The sequence below is a fragment of the Janthinobacterium sp. HH102 genome, assembly GCF_001758625.2.
Lineage (GTDB): Bacteria > Pseudomonadota > Gammaproteobacteria > Burkholderiales > Burkholderiaceae_D > Janthinobacterium.
This window is the reverse complement of record NZ_CP062062.1, coordinates 3091194-3107832: the sequence shown is the minus strand read 5'-3', so window position 1 is coordinate 3107832 and position 16639 is coordinate 3091194. Positions and strand designations below refer to the sequence as shown.

At 60.6% G+C, this 16639-nt stretch carries 18 protein-coding genes; 2 read left to right on the top strand and 16 right to left on the bottom strand.

Annotated elements, in window-relative coordinates; all coding sequences use genetic code 11:
* Nucleotides 1–45 precede the first annotated feature (45 nt).
* The 3 genes from guaB to JAB4_RS14255 all read right to left on the bottom strand — a co-directional run bounded on the left by guaB (nt 46) and on the right by JAB4_RS14255 (nt 2351).
* Nucleotides 46–1506 (bottom strand): IMP dehydrogenase, encoded by a 1461-nt coding sequence (gene guaB, locus JAB4_RS14265; RefSeq protein WP_034752206.1) that lies wholly within the window; start codon nt 1504–1506, stop codon nt 46–48.
* 124 nt (nt 1507–1630) lie between these two features.
* On the bottom strand, nt 1631–1927 hold the full coding sequence (locus tag JAB4_RS14260) for an RnfH family protein (RefSeq protein WP_070221508.1): 297 nt from the start codon (nt 1925–1927) through the stop codon (nt 1631–1633).
* Nucleotides 1920–2351 carry a type II toxin-antitoxin system RatA family toxin gene (locus JAB4_RS14255; RefSeq protein ID WP_035818194.1) on the bottom strand — a complete coding sequence of 144 codons (432 nt, stop codon included), beginning with the start codon at nt 2349–2351 and terminating at the stop codon, nt 1920–1922. Before JAB4_RS14255 ends, JAB4_RS14260 begins: the two co-directional genes overlap by 8 nt.
* A gap of 93 nt (nt 2352–2444) precedes the next feature.
* On the opposite strand from JAB4_RS14255, the gene smpB reads away from it, so the two are divergent.
* Nucleotides 2445–2894 carry an SsrA-binding protein SmpB gene (gene smpB / locus JAB4_RS14250; protein WP_034784131.1) on the top strand — a complete coding sequence of 150 codons (450 nt, stop codon included), beginning with the start codon at nt 2445–2447 and terminating at the stop codon, nt 2892–2894.
* A 305-nt stretch (nt 2895–3199) separates the two neighbouring features.
* Here the strand turns inward: smpB and JAB4_RS14245 are convergent, their stop codons facing one another.
* The 5 genes from JAB4_RS14245 to ppsA form a co-directional block, all read right to left on the bottom strand.
* Nucleotides 3200–3508 carry an H-NS histone family protein gene (locus JAB4_RS14245; protein WP_010397665.1) on the bottom strand — a complete coding sequence of 103 codons (309 nt, stop codon included), beginning with the start codon at nt 3506–3508 and terminating at the stop codon, nt 3200–3202.
* Between the two features lie 607 nt (nt 3509–4115).
* On the bottom strand, nt 4116–5060 hold the full coding sequence (locus JAB4_RS14240) for a stomatin-like protein (RefSeq protein WP_070221509.1): 945 nt from the start codon (nt 5058–5060) through the stop codon (nt 4116–4118).
* A 15-nt stretch (nt 5061–5075) separates the two neighbouring features.
* Entirely contained in the window at nt 5076–5492 is a 417-nt protein-coding gene (locus JAB4_RS14235; RefSeq protein WP_070221510.1) for an NfeD family protein, read from the bottom strand.
* A 176-nt stretch (nt 5493–5668) separates the two neighbouring features.
* Nucleotides 5669–6166, bottom strand: coding sequence for a Dps family protein (locus tag JAB4_RS14230; RefSeq protein WP_070221511.1), 498 nt, complete (start codon nt 6164–6166; stop codon nt 5669–5671).
* A 146-nt stretch (nt 6167–6312) separates the two neighbouring features.
* A complete protein-coding gene (gene ppsA, locus JAB4_RS14225; protein WP_070221573.1) occupies nt 6313–8745 on the bottom strand; it encodes a phosphoenolpyruvate synthase in 2433 nt (810 codons plus the stop codon).
* 152 nt (nt 8746–8897) lie between these two features.
* Here ppsA and JAB4_RS14220 point away from each other — a divergent pair, with 152 nt between their 5' ends.
* Entirely contained in the window at nt 8898–9746 is an 849-nt protein-coding gene (locus JAB4_RS14220; protein ID WP_070221512.1) for a pyruvate, water dikinase regulatory protein, read from the top strand.
* A 125-nt stretch (nt 9747–9871) separates the two neighbouring features.
* Here JAB4_RS14220 and JAB4_RS14215 read toward each other — a convergent pair whose 3' ends face one another.
* Genes JAB4_RS14215 through JAB4_RS14180 form a run of 8 tightly spaced genes read right to left on the bottom strand, consistent with a single transcriptional unit; the run spans nt 9872 to nt 16621 of the window.
* A complete protein-coding gene (locus JAB4_RS14215; protein WP_083287074.1) occupies nt 9872–11086 on the bottom strand; it encodes an aminotransferase class V-fold PLP-dependent enzyme in 1215 nt (404 codons plus the stop codon).
* Nucleotides 11087–11108: 22 nt separating this feature from the next.
* Nucleotides 11109–11894, bottom strand: a complete 786-nt coding sequence (locus tag JAB4_RS14210; protein WP_070221513.1) for an RNA methyltransferase — start codon at nt 11892–11894, stop codon at nt 11109–11111.
* Complete coding sequence (gene rnhB / locus JAB4_RS14205) at nt 11891–12529, bottom strand: ribonuclease HII (protein ID WP_070221514.1); 639 nt, start codon at nt 12527–12529, stop codon at nt 11891–11893. The genes JAB4_RS14210 and rnhB overlap by 4 nt, the downstream gene beginning before the upstream one ends.
* A 44-nt stretch (nt 12530–12573) precedes the next feature.
* Nucleotides 12574–13758, bottom strand: coding sequence for a lipid-A-disaccharide synthase (gene lpxB / locus JAB4_RS14200; RefSeq protein WP_070221575.1), 1185 nt, complete (start codon nt 13756–13758; stop codon nt 12574–12576).
* Nucleotides 13742–14533, bottom strand: coding sequence for an acyl-ACP--UDP-N-acetylglucosamine O-acyltransferase (gene lpxA, locus JAB4_RS14195; RefSeq protein WP_070221515.1), 792 nt, complete (start codon nt 14531–14533; stop codon nt 13742–13744). The genes lpxB and lpxA overlap by 17 nt, the downstream gene beginning before the upstream one ends.
* 1 nt (nt 14534) lies before the next feature.
* On the bottom strand, nt 14535–15029 hold the full coding sequence (gene fabZ, locus JAB4_RS14190; protein WP_034752234.1) for a 3-hydroxyacyl-ACP dehydratase FabZ: 495 nt from the start codon (nt 15027–15029) through the stop codon (nt 14535–14537).
* On the bottom strand, nt 15026–16081 hold the full coding sequence (gene lpxD, locus JAB4_RS14185) for a UDP-3-O-(3-hydroxymyristoyl)glucosamine N-acyltransferase (protein ID WP_070221516.1): 1056 nt from the start codon (nt 16079–16081) through the stop codon (nt 15026–15028). The genes fabZ and lpxD overlap by 4 nt, the downstream gene beginning before the upstream one ends.
* A gap of 21 nt (nt 16082–16102) precedes the next feature.
* Nucleotides 16103–16621 (bottom strand): OmpH family outer membrane protein, encoded by a 519-nt coding sequence (locus tag JAB4_RS14180; protein ID WP_046684967.1) that lies wholly within the window; start codon nt 16619–16621, stop codon nt 16103–16105.
* Between the last annotated feature and the right edge of the window lie 18 nt (nt 16622–16639).

Sequence of the window (16639 nt, the reverse complement as noted above, 5' to 3'; positions counted from 1 at the left end):
TGCAAAACCGGCGCACTGGGCGCCGGTCTGGACTTTCGTTACCGCTTACTCGGAGCGATAATTTGGCGCTTCTTTCGTGATCTGCACATCATGGACATGCGACTCGCGCATGCCGGCCGAGGTGATTTCCACGAATTCCGCCTTTTCGCGCAGCTCGTCGATGGTGGCGCAGCCGCAGTACCCCATCGATTGACGCACGCCGCCCACCAGCTGGAAGATGATCGCCAGCACGCTGCCCTTGTAGGCCACGCGGCCTTCGATACCTTCAGGCACGAACTTGTCGGCCTTCATGGTGGCATCCTGGAAATAACGGTCAGCCGAACCGTCGGACATCGCGCCCAGCGAACCCATGCCGCGGTACGATTTGTAGCTGCGGCCCTGATACAGGATCACTTCGCCTGGTGCTTCTTCCGTACCGGCAAACATGGAACCCATCATGACGGTCGAGGCGCCAGCGGCCAGCGCTTTCGAGATATCACCCGAGAAACGGATACCGCCGTCGGCGATACATGGCACGCCCGTGCCTTCCAGTGCTTCGGCAACATTCGAGATGGCCGTGATTTGCGGCACGCCCACACCGGCGACGATACGCGTGGTGCAGATCGAGCCAGGACCGATGCCGACCTTGACCGCATCGGCGCCGTATTCCACCAGCGCCTTGGCGGCGGCGGCGGTAGCGATGTTGCCACCAATCACTTCTACTTGCGGGTACTTGGTCTTGATCCAGCGTACGCGGTCGAGGATGCCTTGCGAGTGGCCGTGGGCCGTGTCGACCACCAGCACGTCGACACCGGCGGCGACCAGCAGGTCGATGCGCTCTTCATCCTTGGCACCGACGCCGACGGCAGCGCCGACCAGCAGTTTGCCCTGGCTGTCTTTCGACGCGAACGGGTGGGAGGTCGACTTCTGGATATCCTTGACGGTAATCAGGCCGCGTAACTCAAATGCGTCGTTGACGACCAGCACGCGCTCGAGGCGGTGCTTGTTCATCAGGCGCTTGGCTTCGGCCGTATCGGCGTCTTCCTTGACGACGACGAGTTTTTCGCGCGGGGTCATCTTGGCGGAAGCTTCCGCGTCGAGTTCCTGCTCAAAGCGCAAATCGCGGTTGGTGATGATGCCGACGACTTCCTTGCCTTTGACGACAGGGAAACCGCTGATGCCGTATTGTTCCGTCAGGGCGATCACGTCGCGGATTTTCATTTCCGGCGGAATCGTGATCGGATCACGCAGCACGCCAGCTTCGAAACGCTTTACGCGGGCCACTTCACGAGCCTGATCCTTCGGATTCAAATTCTTGTGGATGATGCCGATGCCGCCTTCCTGGGCCATCGCGATCGCCAGACGGGCTTCCGTCACCGTATCCATGGCTGCGGACAGCAAGGGAATATTCAAGGTGATGTTGCGGGTCAGGCGAGTTTTGAGGGACGTATCGGCGGGCAGAACGTTGGAGTAGGCTGGGACGAGCAGCACGTCATCGAATGTGAGTGCTTTTTGAAGTAGACGCATAGCATTTCCTATTGGCGCAAAAGCAGATTATACAGAAAAAAGCGCCCTCCGTCCTTGCAGCATAGAAAAGATATTTGAAAATAGCAAAAAATGGCGCGCGCCAGGCAGCGGCCGCCCTGCCCGCTCAGCCCTTGGCAGGCTTGCCGCTGGCCCTGCGCCGGCGCGCCTCTTTCGGGTCCGCCTGCAAGGGGCGGTACACTTCCACGCGGTCATGCTCGTGCAATACGGTATCGAGCGGCTTCTTCTTGCCATAGATGCCGACCATGTTCACGGCCAGGTCGATGCCGGGCATTTCCTGCAGCAAGCCGCTCAGCGCCACCGCCTGCCCGATGGTGGTGCCGGCAGGCACCGTCAAGGTACGCAAAAAGCTGCTGTCCGGCAGCGCGTGACACACTTGCACCTGCATGCTGGTCTCAGCCATACACGGTCTCCGCGCGCTTGCAGAAGGAATCGACCATGCTGTTGGCAATCATGCCGAAGACGGGGCCGATGATCTGTTCCAGTACGCGGCTGGAAAACTCGTAGTGCAGGTCCAGTTCGATCTTGCAGGCGTCTTCGCGCAGGGCCTTGAAGGTCCACACGCCGTCGAGGGTCTTGAAAGGACCGTCCACCAGCTTCATCTTGATGGACGTCGGCGGCACGTTCTCGTTGGACGTGGTGAAGCTTTGGCGCACGCCGTGGTAATGTATGCCCACGCTGGCGACGACCGTGTTCTCGCCCCGCTCGCGAATCTCGACCGCACCGCACCAGGGCAGGAATTTGGGATAATCTTCCACCGCCGCCACCAGCGCGAACATTTGTTCGGCGCTATAGCCGAGAAAAACTGATTTATGTACTACTGCCATTGAAGAACCATTTGCTATGATGTTGGATACATTTGATTTTATCGCGCTTGCGCGAGACAGTAGTTTAACCGACCCGCGCACATTTACCATCTCATGACCATAGCAGACAACAGAAAAGCCTTCCACGACTACTTTATCGAGGATCGCTACGAAGCGGGCATCGTGCTGGAAGGCTGGGAAGTCAAAGCCATCCGCGACGCCCGCGTACAAATCAAGGAAGCCTACGTCGTCGTCCGCGGCGATGAACTCTTCCTGTTCGGCGCGCATATCAGCGCCCTGCCGACCGCCTCCACCCATATCCACCCGGAAGCCGTACGCACGCGCAAGCTGCTGCTGCACCGCGCTGAAATGGATAAACTGATCGGCAAGGTGGAACGCTCCGGCTATACCTTGGTGCCGCTCAACCTGCACTACAAGGGCGGTCGCGTGAAATGCGAAATCGGCCTGGCCAAGGGCAAGAAACAGCACGACAAACGCGCTGCGGAACGCGACCGCGATGGCGCGCGCGAAGTGCAAGCGGCCATGAAATCGCACCGCCGCTGATCCGGCACCGCGCGCAGCGTGCTGCGCCAATACCAACAAGCCCGGCTATATGCCGGGTTTTATTTTGCCGATTGCCTGCGGCAAGCGGGAAAAACTCAGCGCGACGGAATAAAGCAGGGAAAAGAAAGAGGTAAGGCGGGAAATAAAGCGGTATTGGCGAAAAAGCCATGGAGATACGGCGAAGGACATCAACTCGGCCTGCCTCGCCAAAGACAAAAAACGAGGAAAGTTCCGGATGCTTGCATGCTGCCTTGTACACCTGTATTACCGCACAGGACAAGCATCCGAATGAATGGCGTATTACATTACACCTTCAGCAGGTCACGCGACTTGCCCGAATCGGTCCACTCTTTGACCCATTTCGGTTGACGGCCACGGCCAGTCCATTGCTGCGTCGCATCATCCGGATTGCGATAGCGTACGGCAACCGTGCCGGTTTTAGCGCGGATACCCGTACCAACCAGATCTTTTACGGAAACGCCGACGCTCTGTGCGATCGCCAGGATTTGTTCACGCGCTTTGGACAGATCGTCTTGTTCGCGTTTTTTCATTTGCTTCTTGATGTCGTCCTGCAAGGTGCGCAGTTCGGACAGGGATAAGCTGGACAGATCCATGATATTTCCTTGTGTGAGTTGAAAAATATAACTGAACAGTTAAATTCTATCCAATTGTAACGCGATTGAGGTGATTTTTTCTGAAGATTTGATTGTTTTTTACAATTCTTTTCCCAAAACCCCCACTTCCCGGCTTTCAGGCGATGCAAGTCTTCAATCAAGGGGACGGACACCGCAGTGTACCGTCTGCGCCAGTACCTGTATTTTGTGCGGCGGCGATTCAATACAGCGCCATCGGTCACATTTATTCTGCAGTATTTTTTGTTTCATTGCAATTTATAGTAATTAAAAATTGCAATTCAAAACATACACGGGGCCAATACTATCGGCCACCATGCACCGGCCTCCAATCCCGCGTCGTCGTCCATCGCGGACATCGGTGCAGCAGATTCCACTTCAATCAAAAAGATAAGCGTCGCACGACAACATATAACCCAGAAAGTGCGCACAGCATAGCATAAAGAAAATATTCTCAGCGCTACTGATTCCAACGCTGATACTCCAGCTCTGCTGCTGCCATATATTCCAGTGGCGCAAATGAAAACTGCCCGCGATATGGCGGGCAGTATTGACGAAAACTTGCTACGAGTTTGCTATTCACCGGCAATCAAGGAATCGCCACGCCACCTTTCGGCTTCTGGGTTTTGACCACCTGCATTGCCGCGGCGATCAAACCACTCATATCGCCCAGATTGGCCGGCACGATAATCGAGTTATTTGTCTTCGCCAATTGCGCGAAGGCGCCCACATACTGTTCGGCAACTTTCAGGTTGACGGCATCTTCGCCGCCCGGCTCGCGGATGGCGGCGCCGACCTGGCGCAGCGCCTCGGCACTGGCCTGTGCCAGCGCAACGATGGCTGTGGCCTGACCTTCGGCGCGGTTGATCGATGCCTGTTTCTCGCCTTCGGAGCGGGCAATGTTCGCTTCGCGCTCGCCGCTGGCGATATTGATCTGCTCCTGCTTGCGTCCTTCCGAGGCGGCAATCAGCGCGCGCTTTTCACGCTCGGCCGTGATCTGCGCCTGCATCGCATGCAGGATTTCCTTGGGCGGTGTCAAATCCTTGATTTCATAGCGCAATACCTTGACGCCCCAATTCGCCGCCGATTCATCGATGGCATTCACGATGGCAGTATTGATATGGTCGCGCTCTTCAAATGTCTTGTCGAGTTCCATTTTACCGATCACCGATCGCAAGGTCGTTTGCGCCAATTGCGTAATGGCGGCAATATAATTCGACGAACCATATGAAGCACGCATCGCATCGGTAATCTGGAAATACAGAATGCCATCGACCTGCAATTGCGTATTGTCACGCGTAATGCACACCTGCGGCGGCACGTCGAGTGGAATTTCCTTGAGTACATGCTTATAAGCGATGCGGTCAACAAAAGGCACGACAATATTCAGGCCAGGCCCCAATACCGCATGGAACTTGCCCAGCCGTTCCACCACCCAGGCATGCTGCTGCGGCACCACATTGACCGTCTTGAAGACAAATACCAACGCCAGCAATAACAAGATCAGCGACACGCTTCCGATGCTTACTTCCATAATCTATTCTCCAGGTTATCCAACAATCAAACGGCTGCCACGCACGGCACGTATGGTGTAATGACCGGCCTGCGTATCGCTGCCGGGAATCAATTCCACATCCCACAAGGCGCCGCGATACATGACGCGCGCCGCACCATCGACCCAGTGCGCGACCGCCACGCTTTGGCCGATATCGAGATTCACATTCGGATCCTGCGCCGCATCGCGCCGCGCCGCCCTGCCAAAACGGCTGCGCCGCAATAACAGCGTAGCCGCCACGCCGACAATAGCGGCCGTCAGGGCCTGCCAGCTGCCATTTCCGCCCGCCAGCGCCACCAATCCTCCGGCGCTGACGCCGATGGCGATCATCAGCAGATAAAACGTGCCCGTAAACAGCTCCAGGATCAATACCGCGCCAGCCGCGACAAACCAGCCCACCCATTCAGCCATGATGCCTCCATCCTTGTGAATCCAAAATAAAAAACCCCGCAGCCTATATAAGCGACGGGGTTTAATGCGCTGCACTGCCTGATATTATTCTTGCCAAACACCTATATACAAGCAGTCTAACGCAATTCCGGATGGCGTCAATAGCCCGCGGCGAATTAGCGCCGCCGGCCCGGCGTTTATTTCTCGAGCAGGCTGCGCAACATCCACGCCGTCTTCTCATGCAAATCGAGGCGCTGCGTGATCAAATCGGCCGTCGGCTGGTCATTGGCTTTCTCGAGCAGCGGGAACAAACGGCGCGCCGTGCGCGCGGTCGCTTCCTGTGCCGACACCAGGTGGCTGACCATGTCCAGCGCCGGCGGCACGCCGTCGATTTCCTTGATCGAAGCGAGCTTGACGAATTCCTTGTAGGTGCCCGGCGCCGGATAGCCGAGGGCGCGGATACGCTCGGCGATCAGGTCCAGCGCGGCCCACTGCTCCGTGTATTGCGTCATGAACATCAGGTGCAGGGTGTTGAACATCGGCCCCTTGACGTTCCAGTGAAAATTATGGGTCATCAGGTACAAGGTGTAGCTGTCGGCCAGCAGGCCGGACAGGCCTTCCGCAATTTTCGCGCGGTCCGCTTCGGAAATGCCGATGTCGATCTTTGCCACTTTGCTCGGTTTCTTGCTTGCCATGTGAACTCCCGTTTCAATGTATTGGTGGAATCATTTTAGCTGATCTGGCGCAAGCCCATCGGATACTGCCGTGCGCTCCATGGCAGGCATAAAAAAACCCGCTGCCGGGTCAGTGGCAGCGGGTTTTCAAGGGGCAATAAAGAAGCTTACGCTTTCAGCGCAGCGAGCTTTTGCCACGTATCGATCACCGAGTCGGGATTCAGGGACATCGATTCGATGCCCTGCTCCATCAGCCAGACGGCGAAGTCCGGATGGTCGGAAGGACCCTGGCCGCAGATGCCGATGTACTTGCCGCGTGCCAGGCAAGCCTTGATGGCCAGGGCCAGCAGGGCTTTCACGGCGGGATCGCGCTCGTCGAAATCGGCGGCCAGCAATTCCATGCCGGAATCGCGGTCCAGGCCCAGGGTCAGCTGGGTCAGGTCGTTCGAACCGATCGAGAAGCCGTCGAAATGGTCGAGGAACTGGTCGGCCAGGATGGCGTTCGACGGCACTTCGCACATCATGATGACGCGCAGGTCGTTCTCGCCGCGCTTCAGGCCATTCTTTGCCAGCAGGTCGATGACTTTTTCGGCCTGGCCCAGGGTGCGCACGAATGGCACCATGATTTCCACGTTCGTCAGGCCCATGTCATTGCGCACGCGCTTCATCGCTTCGCATTCCATGTTGAACGCTTCGGAGAAGTCGGCCGACAGGTAGCGCGCCGCGCCGCGGAAGCCCAGCATCGGGTTTTCCTCGTCCGGCTCGTAGCGCGAACCGCCGATCAGCTTCTTGTACTCGTTCGACTTGAAGTCGGACAGGCGCACGATGACTTTCTTCGGCCAGAACGCGGCGGCGATGGTGGCGATGCCTTCGGCCAGCTTGTCGATATAGAACGCTTTCGGCGAAGCGTGACCGCGCGCCACCGATTCCACGGCCTTTTTCAGGTCGGCGTCGATGTTCGGGTATTCCAGGATCGCGCGCGGATGCACACCAATATTGTTATTGATGATGAATTCCAGGCGCGCCAGGCCCACGCCCGCATTCGGCACGGACTGGAAGTCGAACGCCAGCTGCGGATTGCCCACGTTGAGCATGATCTTGGTATCGAGTTTCGGCAATTCGCCGCGCGACACTTCCGACACTTCCGTTTCCAGCAAGCCATCGTAGATCTTGCCTTCGTCGCCTTCGGAGCAGACGACGGTGACGAACGTGCCGTCTTTCAGCACGTCGGTCGCGTCGCCGCAGCCGACGACGGCAGGCACGCCGAGTTCACGGGCAATAATTGCTGCGTGGCAAGTGCGGCCGCCACGGTTGGTGACGATGGCCGATGCGCGCTTCATGACCGGTTCCCAGTTCGGGTCCGTCATGTCGGCAACGAGCACGTCGCCTGGCTGCACGCGCTCCATGTCGGCCGGGTCGTGGATCACGCGCACGGGGCCGGCGCCGATCTTCTGACCGATGGCGCGACCGGACGTCAGCACGGTGCCCGTGCTTTTCAGCTTGAAGCGTTCCTGCACGTCGGTCGCCTTTTGCTGCGACTTGACGGTTTCAGGACGCGCCTGCAGGATGTACAGCTTGCCGTCGCGGCCATCCTTGCCCCACTCGATGTCCATCGGACGGCCGTAGTGGTTTTCGATGATGACGGCGTACTTGGCCAGCTCCACCACTTCGCTGTCGTTCAGCGAGTAGCGGTTGCGCATTTCGACGGGCACGTCGACGGTTTTCACGGAACGGCCGGCTTTCGCTTCGTTCGTGAATTCCATCTTCAGCAGCTTCGAGCCGATATTGCGGCGGATCACAGGCGACTTGCCTTTTTCCAGCATCGGCTTGTGCACATAGAATTCATCGGGATTGACGGCGCCCTGCACCACGGTTTCGCCCAGGCCATAGCTGGAAGTGACGAAGACCACGTCCTTGAAGCCCGACTCGGTATCGATGGTGAACATCACGCCGGCCGCGCCCAGGTCGGAACGCACCATGCGCTGCACGCCGGCCGACAAGGCCACTTCAGCGTGCGTAAAGCCCTTGTGCACGCGATACGAGATGGCGCGGTCGTTGTACAGCGACGCGAACACCTGTTTCATGGCTTCGAGCACGTTGTCGATGCCGACCACGTTCAGGAAGGTTTCTTGCTGACCAGCAAAAGAGGCGTCCGGCAAGTCTTCCGCCGTGGCCGAGGAACGCACGGCAAACGACATTTCGGTGTCGGAATCGGCCACCAGCTTGGCGTAGAACTGATCGATTTCAGCGGCCAGGCGTGGCTGGAACGGCGTTTCGACGATCCATTGACGGATCTCGGCGCCGGCTTGCGCCAGCGCACGCACGTCATCGATGTTCAGCCCTTCGAGGCGCTGGGCGATGCGTTCGGCCAGCGGCAAGCCGCCGTTGGCGCTATACGAAAGGAAATCGCGGAATGCCTGCGCCGTGGTGGCAAAGCCACCGGGCACGCGCACGCCGGCTTCCGCCAGCTGGCTGATCATTTCGCCCAGGGAGGCGTTCTTGCCGCCGACGGATTCGACATCCGTCATGCGCAAATGCTCGAACGAGGCAACATACACCGCATCCTTGTCTTCCTGCTGTTGCGATACTGCGTTGGTCATAATGACACCCTTACTGATGATAGAAATCTTTACGCGCGGCGCACAGACAGTCTTCTTGTTATTCTTGGCGTCGTGCAGCACAATCATACCGTTGCAGCCATTTTACCTTGTGCGGCGCAAATTGACGACGCACAATCTTGATCCGAAAACCCATGACACAAGAACCACGCCCTCCTCTGCCCTCCGCGGCCCGCACCGTCTTCTTCGTTTCCGACGGTACCGGCATCACCGCCGAGACGTTCGGCCACTCGGTGCTGACACAGTTCGATCTGCGCTTCCGTCAGATCCGCCTGCCCTTCATCGACACCATGGACAAGGCATACGATGCGGCGCGCAAGATCAACGAAGCCTTCGCCACCGATGGCCAGCGCCCGATCATTTTCTCCACCCTGGTGAAGAACGACCTGTCGGCCGTGATCCGCAAGTCCAGCGGCATGCACATGGACCTGATCCAGACCTTTGTGGCCCCGCTGGAGCAGGAGCTGGGCGTGATGTCGACCCATACCATCGGGCGCTCGCACAACATCGTCGACAGCGAGGAATACAAGAACCGCATCGAGGCGATCAACTATTCGCTGGCGCATGACGATGGGCAGTCGCACAAGAACCTGTCCTCGGCCGATGTCATTCTGGTGGGTGTTTCGCGCTCTGGCAAGACCCCGACCAGCCTGTATCTGGCCATGCAATACGGTATCAAGGCGGCCAATTATCCGCTGATTCCCGACGATTTCGAGCGCGACAAGCTGCCATCGGCCCTGCTGGAATTTAAGAATAAAATTTTCGGATTGAGCATTACGCCCGAACGTTTGTCGGAAATACGCAACGAAAGACGCGCTGGAAGCAAGTATGCGGCAATTGAAAACTGCCGTTACGAAGTCAACGAGGCGGAAAAAATGATGAAACGCGAGGGTATCCGCTGGCTTTCCTCGACCACCAAGTCGATCGAAGAGATCTCCACGACGATCCTGCAAGAGATCAAGCCGAACCGCCGCGAGTACTAGCACGCCTGACCAAACCTGCTGCGCGTCGGTATAGGCGGCTTGCGATGCTCACCGGCTCGGCGCCCCCGTACTCAAGTACGGTTGCGCTTCTCGGCCACCTCTCCCTTCCGCTCGCGAAGGTTTTGTCAGGCGTTCGCCTCGCGGGACAGCACCGTCAGCGCCGCCACCAATTGGTCCAGTTCAGCGGTGGTGGTGGTGATTGCCACCGTGGCGCGCACGATGTCGGCATCGCCGATATTGCGCTGCACGGTAAAGACGCCAAAACGCTGCAGCAAGGCTTGCTGCAGCGCGCGCGCCTCCATGCCGTCGACGGCAAAGGCGACCAGCGCCGTGCCGCGTTTGGCATCGAGCGGCGACAGGATGCGCACGCCGGGCAACTGCGCCGCCCGCTCGACCCAGTAATTGCGCAGCCAGGCCAGGCGTTCGTTCTTGGCCGGCGTGCCGCCCAGGCGCGCATGGAAGTCCAAGGCGGCAGGCGCGGCCAGGATGGCGCCGATCGGCGGCATGCCCATGTGCAGGCGGCTGCGGATATCGTCCAGCGGATAATCGTCGTCGCCACAATGCGGCTCGATCTTGTGCAATTGCGAGGCGCGGATATACACGACACCGAGTCCCGCCGGCGCCCCCAGCCATTTGTGCAGATTGAATCCGGCAAAATCGACACCCATGGCCTGCACGTCGACGTCGACCTGCCCCAGCGCATGGGCGCTGTCAAGCAGCACGTCGATACCGTGTTCGCGCGCCAGCGCCATGATGGCCTTCAGCGGCAACTGCTGCCCATTGGCCGGCGTCACCTGCGACAGCAGCAGCAATTTGGGCTTGACGGCCTGGCGCATGGCTTGCGCGTAGCGGGCGATGATCTCGTCATCGCCGATGGGCAAGTTCAATGCGACTGGCGTGCTGGTGACGCCACGGCGCTGCGCCAGCCAGCGCATGGCCGTGCGCATGGCCGGATAGTCGAGATTACTCCACAGCACGGTATCGCCGGGCGCCAGGCCGTGGTATTGCGTGATCAGCACCTGCATCGACTCGGTGCCGCTGCGGGTCAGCAGGATTTCATGCGGTTCGGCATGGATCAGCGCGGCGACGCGCCGGCGCAGAATATCCACATGCGTGCGCGTGAATTCGCCGCGCACGAAAGGACTCAGTTGCTCGTTGGTGTAGCGCACGGCCTGCTCGAAGGCCGCTTGCACGGGGGCGGCCATGGCGCCGAAATAGCCGTGCTCGAGATTGACGATGGCGTCGGGCGGCGCGGGATAAAACCTGGCTACCTGGCGCCACCAGGCCTCGTCACGCGTGGCACCGTCGGCAAGCAAGGGCAGAACTGCATGGTCAGGCATGGCGGGCCTTGCTGTGAAAGTATCAGGACTGACCCTGGCGCAGCTGCTCGAAGAAGCACACGGCGGCGCAGGCGGCCACGTTCAGCGATTCGATCTGGCCCAGGTGGGGAATGACTACCTGGTGCGTGGCCATCGACAGCAGGTCGTCGGCCACGCCCTGCCCTTCATGGCCGAACAGCCAGGCGACGGGCTGGCGCAGGTCGACGTCGTACAGACGCTGCGTGGCGTAGCCGCTGGTGGCCAGCGTCGCCACCTTGGCGTTCGATACGAGTGCCGCCAGGTCGACGTTTTCAAAGATGTCGAGCACGAAGTGCGCGCCCATCGCCGCGCGCAGCACCTTGGGCGACCAGCAGAAGGCCGTGCCGGCGCTGCAGTACACCTGCGTGATGCCGGCGGCGGCAGCGCTGCGCAGGATGGAGCCCACGTTGCCCGGGTCTTGCAGGTTATCGAGCAGCACGGCCGACACGCTCAGGGGCTGCGTGACGGCCCGTTCCGGCGTTTCGACGAGGAACATCACGCCCACGCCGTGCTCGACCTGGCTCACCGCGTTATACAAGGCATCGGGCAAGCCCAGTACATGCGCGCGCCGGCTTTCCAGCTGGCCGACGATGTCCGCCACTTCGGGGTTCTGCAAGGCGCTTTCGCTGACGATGCACTGCTCCGGCATGCCGCGCAGCTGCAGATAGGATTGGCACAGGTGCACGCCGTCGAGCAGGGTGCGGCCCGACTTGCGGCGCGCCTGCGAACTGCCCGCCAGCTTCAATAAATCCTTGTATTGCGCATTGTCGCGCGAGGTGATCGTCTTCATGCCGCCACCTCCTGCCCGCCAAACAGCGCGATCACGTTGCGCACGGGCGCGAACGAGCGGCGGTGCACGGGCGAGGCGCCGTGCAGGTGCAGGCGCTCCAGGTGCAGCTTGGTGCCATAGCCCTTGTGCTGGTCGAAGCAGTACTCGGGATAGGCCGCATGCAGGTGCACCAGCGCCGCATCGCGCGCCGTCTTGGCCAGGATGGAAGCGGCGGAAATGGAATCGACCTTGTCGTCGCCGCCGATGATGGCCATGCCGCGTATCGGCATCACGGGGCAGCGGTTGCCGTCGATCAGTGCCAGGGTCGGCACGGTCGCCAGGGACTCGACGGCGCGGCGCATGGCCAGCATCGACGCCTGCAAGATGTTCAGGTTGTCGATCTCTTCTTCCGACGCTTCGGCGATGGCCCAGGCCAGGGCCTTGGCCTTGATTTGCGGCGCCAGCAGGTCGCGCCTGGCTTCGCTGAGTTTTTTCGAATCGCGCAAGCCGTCGATGGGCTGGTTCGGGTCGAGGATCACGGCGGCGGCGAACACGGGGCCGGCCAGCGGACCGCGGCCTGCCTCGTCGACGCCGCAGATGATTTCATCGAGCGAGAATGGCAAGTCGTCAAACAGGCCGGGATAGATATTTTTCACGTTGAATCTTTGGTTGGTGCTGCGGTTGAAGCGGTGATTCGAGCTTACTTGCGGTTGGCGGCGATGACCTGCATGACGGCGTTGGCGCTCTCGCGCGCGCTGTCGCGCAGCAGGCTGTGGTGCATGTCCGTGAAGCGCTGCACCAGGCGCAAACGGCCCGGCACGTCGCTCAGCTGCTGCCACATGGCATCGGCCAGCGCTTGCGGGCTGGCCGCGTTTTGCAGCAGCTCGGGCACCAGGTAATCGCGCGCCAGGATGTTCGGCAAGCCTATCCATGGCTGGTAGCCCATGTGGCGCATGATTTCCCACGAAGCGCGCATCATCTTGTAGGCGATGACCATCGGTTTCTTGTACAGCGCCACTTCCAGCGACGCCGTTCCGGAAGCCACCAGCACCGCATCGGCGGCGCAGATGGCCGTGTGCGAGCCGCCATCGGTGAGCAGGATTTCGACGTCCTGCAAGCCCGCCTCACGGATCAGTTGCAAAAAGTACTGGCGCTGCTTTTCGCCGGCCATGGGCGCGACGAAACGCAGGGAGCGGTCGCGCGCCAGCAGCAGCTTGCAGGCGCCGACAAACGCCACGGTATTGTATTTGAGTTCGCCCATGCGGCTGCCCGGCATCAGGGTCACGACATTCGCGTCTTCCGGCAAGCCAAGGACACGGCGCGCGGCCGCTTCGTCGGGCTGCAGGGGGATCATCTCGGCCAGCGGATGGCCGACATAGGTAACGGGCACGCCTGCCTTGCGGTAGATCTCTTCCTCGAAGGGGAAGATCACCAGCATATGCGAGACGGCCTTGATGATTTTCTTGATGCGTCCACCGCGCCAGGCCCAGATCTGCGGCCCGATGTAGTGCACGGTAGGGATGCCGCCTTCCTTCAGTTGCTGCTCGAGTCCCAGGTTAAAGCCCGGGTAGTCGGCGCCGATGAAGACGGCGGGACGCTCCGCCAGCAGCTGGTCGCGCAGCGCGTTCTGGATGCCCTTGATTTCGCGGTAGCGGGGAATGATCTCGAACAGGCCGCGCACGGTCAATTTGTCGAGCGGCCAGTCGGACACGAAGCCCTGCCTGGCCATGTGCTCGCCGCCGATGCCGTGGAAGCGCGCGCCGGGCAGCTGCGGCACGAGGCCGGACAGCAGCCGGCTGGCCAGCAGGTCGCCCGACACCTCGCCGGCGACGATGGCGACATTGGCGACACCGAGGCCGCGGTCCTGGTCAGCGGACGATGCCACGCGACGCCACGCCAAGGAATTCGCGCATGGCGCGAATGTGTTGCGCCACCTCGGGCGAGGAAGCCTGCTCTTCTTCGAACAGGGCCGCCTTGGACTCTTCCAGGGTCAGTCCCGCGCGGTAGATGAGCTTATACGCGGCGCGGATGCCGTTGATCTGCTCGCGCGTAAAGCCGCGGCGTTTCAAGCCTTCGATATTGACGCCATGGGCCTGCGCCGGGTTGCCGTTCAACAGGACGAACGGCGGCACGTCCTGCGTCAGGCTGGTGCTCATGCCGACAAAGGCGTGCGCGCCGATCTTGCAGAACTGGTGCACATTGGCGAAGCCGCTCATGATGACCCAGTCGCCGATTTCCACGTGGCCCGCCAGCTGCGCGTTGTTCGAAAAGATAGTGTTGTTGCCCACCAGGCAGTCGTGCGCCAGGTGCACATACGCCGAGATCCAGTTGTCATTGCCCAGGCGCGTCACGCCGCCGCCCTGCACGGTGCCCGTGTTGAAGGTGCAGAACTCGCGGATGGTGTTGCGGTCGCCGATTTCCAGGCGCGTCGCCTCGCCCGCCCATTTTTTATCCTGCGGCTGCGCACCGATGGAAGAAAACTGGAACAGGTGGTTGTCGCTGCCGATCGTCGTGTGGCCGTCGATCACCACGTGCGGGCCGACCCTGGTGCCGGCGCCGATGCGCACATGCGGACCGATGATGGTGTACGGACCCACCTCGACCGAGCTGTCGAGCTCGGCCTTCGGATCGATGACTGCCGTGGAGTGGATGGCCGCCATGTTACTGCCCCGCTGGCTGGCTCGCAGACTGGCTGGCATCTTGCGCGCTGCGGATGGTGCACATCAGTTCCGCTTCCACCGCCAGCTTGCCGTCGACCGTACCGACGGCCTTGTATTTCCAGATGCCGCGCGAGACGCGCAGGATTTCGACGTCCATCTTCAATTGGTCGCCCGGTTCGACTGGACGCTTGAAGCGCGCATTGTCGATACCGACAAAGTACACGACCGAATTCTCGTCCGGCTTCACGCCCATCGACAGGAACGACAGCAGGGCCGCCGTCTGCGCCAGCGCTTCGATCATCAGCACGCCGGGCATGACCGGCTTGTGCGGGAAATGGCCCTGGAAGAACTCTTCGTTGACCGTTACATTCTTGATGGCGGTGATGGTTTTATCGGCTTCCCAGTCCAGCACGCGGTCGACCAGCAGCAGCGGGTAGCGATGCGGCAGCAGCGATTTGATGGCGAGGATGTCGAGGGTCTTTTTTTCAGTAGTCATTTTTCGTCTTGCGTGGTCAGTGTTTTAATTGTTTTTTCAAGCGCGCGGATCTTCTCGCGCATGCTTGACAGGTTGCGCACGATGGCCGCGCTCTTTTCCCAGTCGGCGTTCTTGGCCAGCGGATAAAAGCCCGTGTACTGGCCCGCTTCCAGGATCGAACGCGAGACCATGCTGCCCGAGCCCACGTGGACGCGGTCGGCAATGGTCAGGTGGCCCAGCACCATGGCGGCGCCGCCAAAGGTGCAGTACTTGCCGATGATGGCGCTGCCGGCCACGCCGACACAGCCGGCCATGGCCGTGTGCGCGCCGATATGGCAGTTGTGGCCGATCTGGATCTGGTTATCGAGCTTGACGCCATCTTCGATGATGGTGTCGGCCAGTGCGCCGCGGTCGATGGTGGTGTTGGCGCCGATATCGACATCGTCACCGATCACCACCCTGCCCGTCTGCGGTATCTTGATGTAGACGCCGCCTTCGTTGGCGAAGCCGAATCCGTCGGTGCCGATCACGGCGCCCGAATGGATGATGCCGCGCTGGCCGATCACGCAGCGCGCGTGAAAGGTCACGTTGGCGAACAGCTGGGTACCGGCGCCGATGACGGCGTCGCGCCCCACCACGCAGCCGGGGCCGATGACGCAGCCGGCGCCGATCACGGCGCCCGCTTCGATCACCGCATGCACGCCGACGGAGGCGCTGGCGTCAACCTGCGCGCTGGCGTCGACAAAGGCGCCCGGATGGATGCCGATTGGTGCCGTGATCTCGTGCAGGGCGGCGAAATACTGCGCCGCGCGCGCGAAATACACATAGGGATTCGGGGTGACGATGCGCGCGCCGGCGTAGTCGACGCCGATCAGCGCATCGTCGGCCGGCGTGAGGATCAGCGCGGCGGCGCCGCTCTGGGCCGCCTGTGCGCGGAATTTGCTATTGCTCAGAAAGCTGATGTGCGAAGCGCCGGCGTCGGCCAGCGGTGCGATACCTGACACTTCCAGGTTGGGATCGCCCGCCAACTGCCCGCCGAAGCGTTCGACCAATTCTCCTAGTCGAGTGCCCATCTAATTACCTCTATTCTAATATCACTTGTCCAGCGCCTTCAATACCTTGTCGGTAATGTCGATGCGCGGGCTGGCCCACAGGGCTTCCTGCAGCACGATGTCATATCCTTCGATATGCGCCATCTGCTGGATGATGGTGTTGGCCTTTTCCGCGATGGCGCTGCGCTCTTCATTCGTGCGCTGGCTCAGGTCTTCGCGGAACTCGCGCTGGCGGCGTTGCAGCTCCTTGTCCAGCTCGAAAAACTCGCGCTGGCGCTTGGCGCGCTCCGCCTCGCTCAGGGTCGGCATGTCCTTTTCCAGGGCTTCGTTGGCCACCTTGAAGCGGGCAGCCAGTTCCTGCACGGCTTTTTCGCGCGAGCGGAACTCTTCGGCCAGCTTGGCGCTGGCCAGCTTGGCCAGCCTCGATTCGTTATAAATACGTTCGCTGCTGATCCAGGCGATCTTCGACTCCTGAGCCTGCGCCTGCACCGGCAACAGCGAACTCCAGCACAATGCGATCACGGCAAGGGTCTTGGGCAGGGTAGCGGATGCGGTGTTCATGATACTCCATGGTCAAAA

Coding starts and splice junctions, on each gene's coding strand:
- guaB (WP_034752206.1), bottom strand. CDS start 1,506: ATGCGTCTACTTCAAAAAGCACTCACATTCGATGACGTGCTGCTCGTC.
- JAB4_RS14260 (WP_070221508.1), bottom strand. CDS start 1,927: ATGGCTGAGACCAGCATGCAGGTGCAAGTGTGTCACGCGCTGCCGGAC.
- JAB4_RS14255 (WP_035818194.1), bottom strand. CDS start 2,351: ATGGCAGTAGTACATAAATCAGTTTTTCTCGGCTATAGCGCCGAACAA.
- smpB (WP_034784131.1), top strand. CDS start 2,445: ATGACCATAGCAGACAACAGAAAAGCCTTCCACGACTACTTTATCGAG.
- JAB4_RS14245 (WP_010397665.1), bottom strand. CDS start 3,508: ATGGATCTGTCCAGCTTATCCCTGTCCGAACTGCGCACCTTGCAGGAC.
- JAB4_RS14240 (WP_070221509.1), bottom strand. CDS start 5,060: ATGGAAGTAAGCATCGGAAGCGTGTCGCTGATCTTGTTATTGCTGGCG.
- JAB4_RS14235 (WP_070221510.1), bottom strand. CDS start 5,492: ATGGCTGAATGGGTGGGCTGGTTTGTCGCGGCTGGCGCGGTATTGATC.
- JAB4_RS14230 (WP_070221511.1), bottom strand. CDS start 6,166: ATGGCAAGCAAGAAACCGAGCAAAGTGGCAAAGATCGACATCGGCATT.
- ppsA (WP_070221573.1), bottom strand. CDS start 8,745: ATGACCAACGCAGTATCGCAACAGCAGGAAGACAAGGATGCGGTGTAT.
- JAB4_RS14220 (WP_070221512.1), top strand. CDS start 8,898: ATGACACAAGAACCACGCCCTCCTCTGCCCTCCGCGGCCCGCACCGTC.
- JAB4_RS14215 (WP_083287074.1), bottom strand. CDS start 11,086: ATGCCTGACCATGCAGTTCTGCCCTTGCTTGCCGACGGTGCCACGCGT.
- JAB4_RS14210 (WP_070221513.1), bottom strand. CDS start 11,894: ATGAAGACGATCACCTCGCGCGACAATGCGCAATACAAGGATTTATTG.
- lpxA (WP_070221515.1), bottom strand. CDS start 14,533: ATGGCGGCCATCCACTCCACGGCAGTCATCGATCCGAAGGCCGAGCTC.
- fabZ (WP_034752234.1), bottom strand. CDS start 15,029: ATGACTACTGAAAAAAAGACCCTCGACATCCTCGCCATCAAATCGCTG.
- lpxD (WP_070221516.1), bottom strand. CDS start 16,081: ATGGGCACTCGACTAGGAGAATTGGTCGAACGCTTCGGCGGGCAGTTG.
- JAB4_RS14180 (WP_046684967.1), bottom strand. CDS start 16,621: ATGAACACCGCATCCGCTACCCTGCCCAAGACCCTTGCCGTGATCGCA.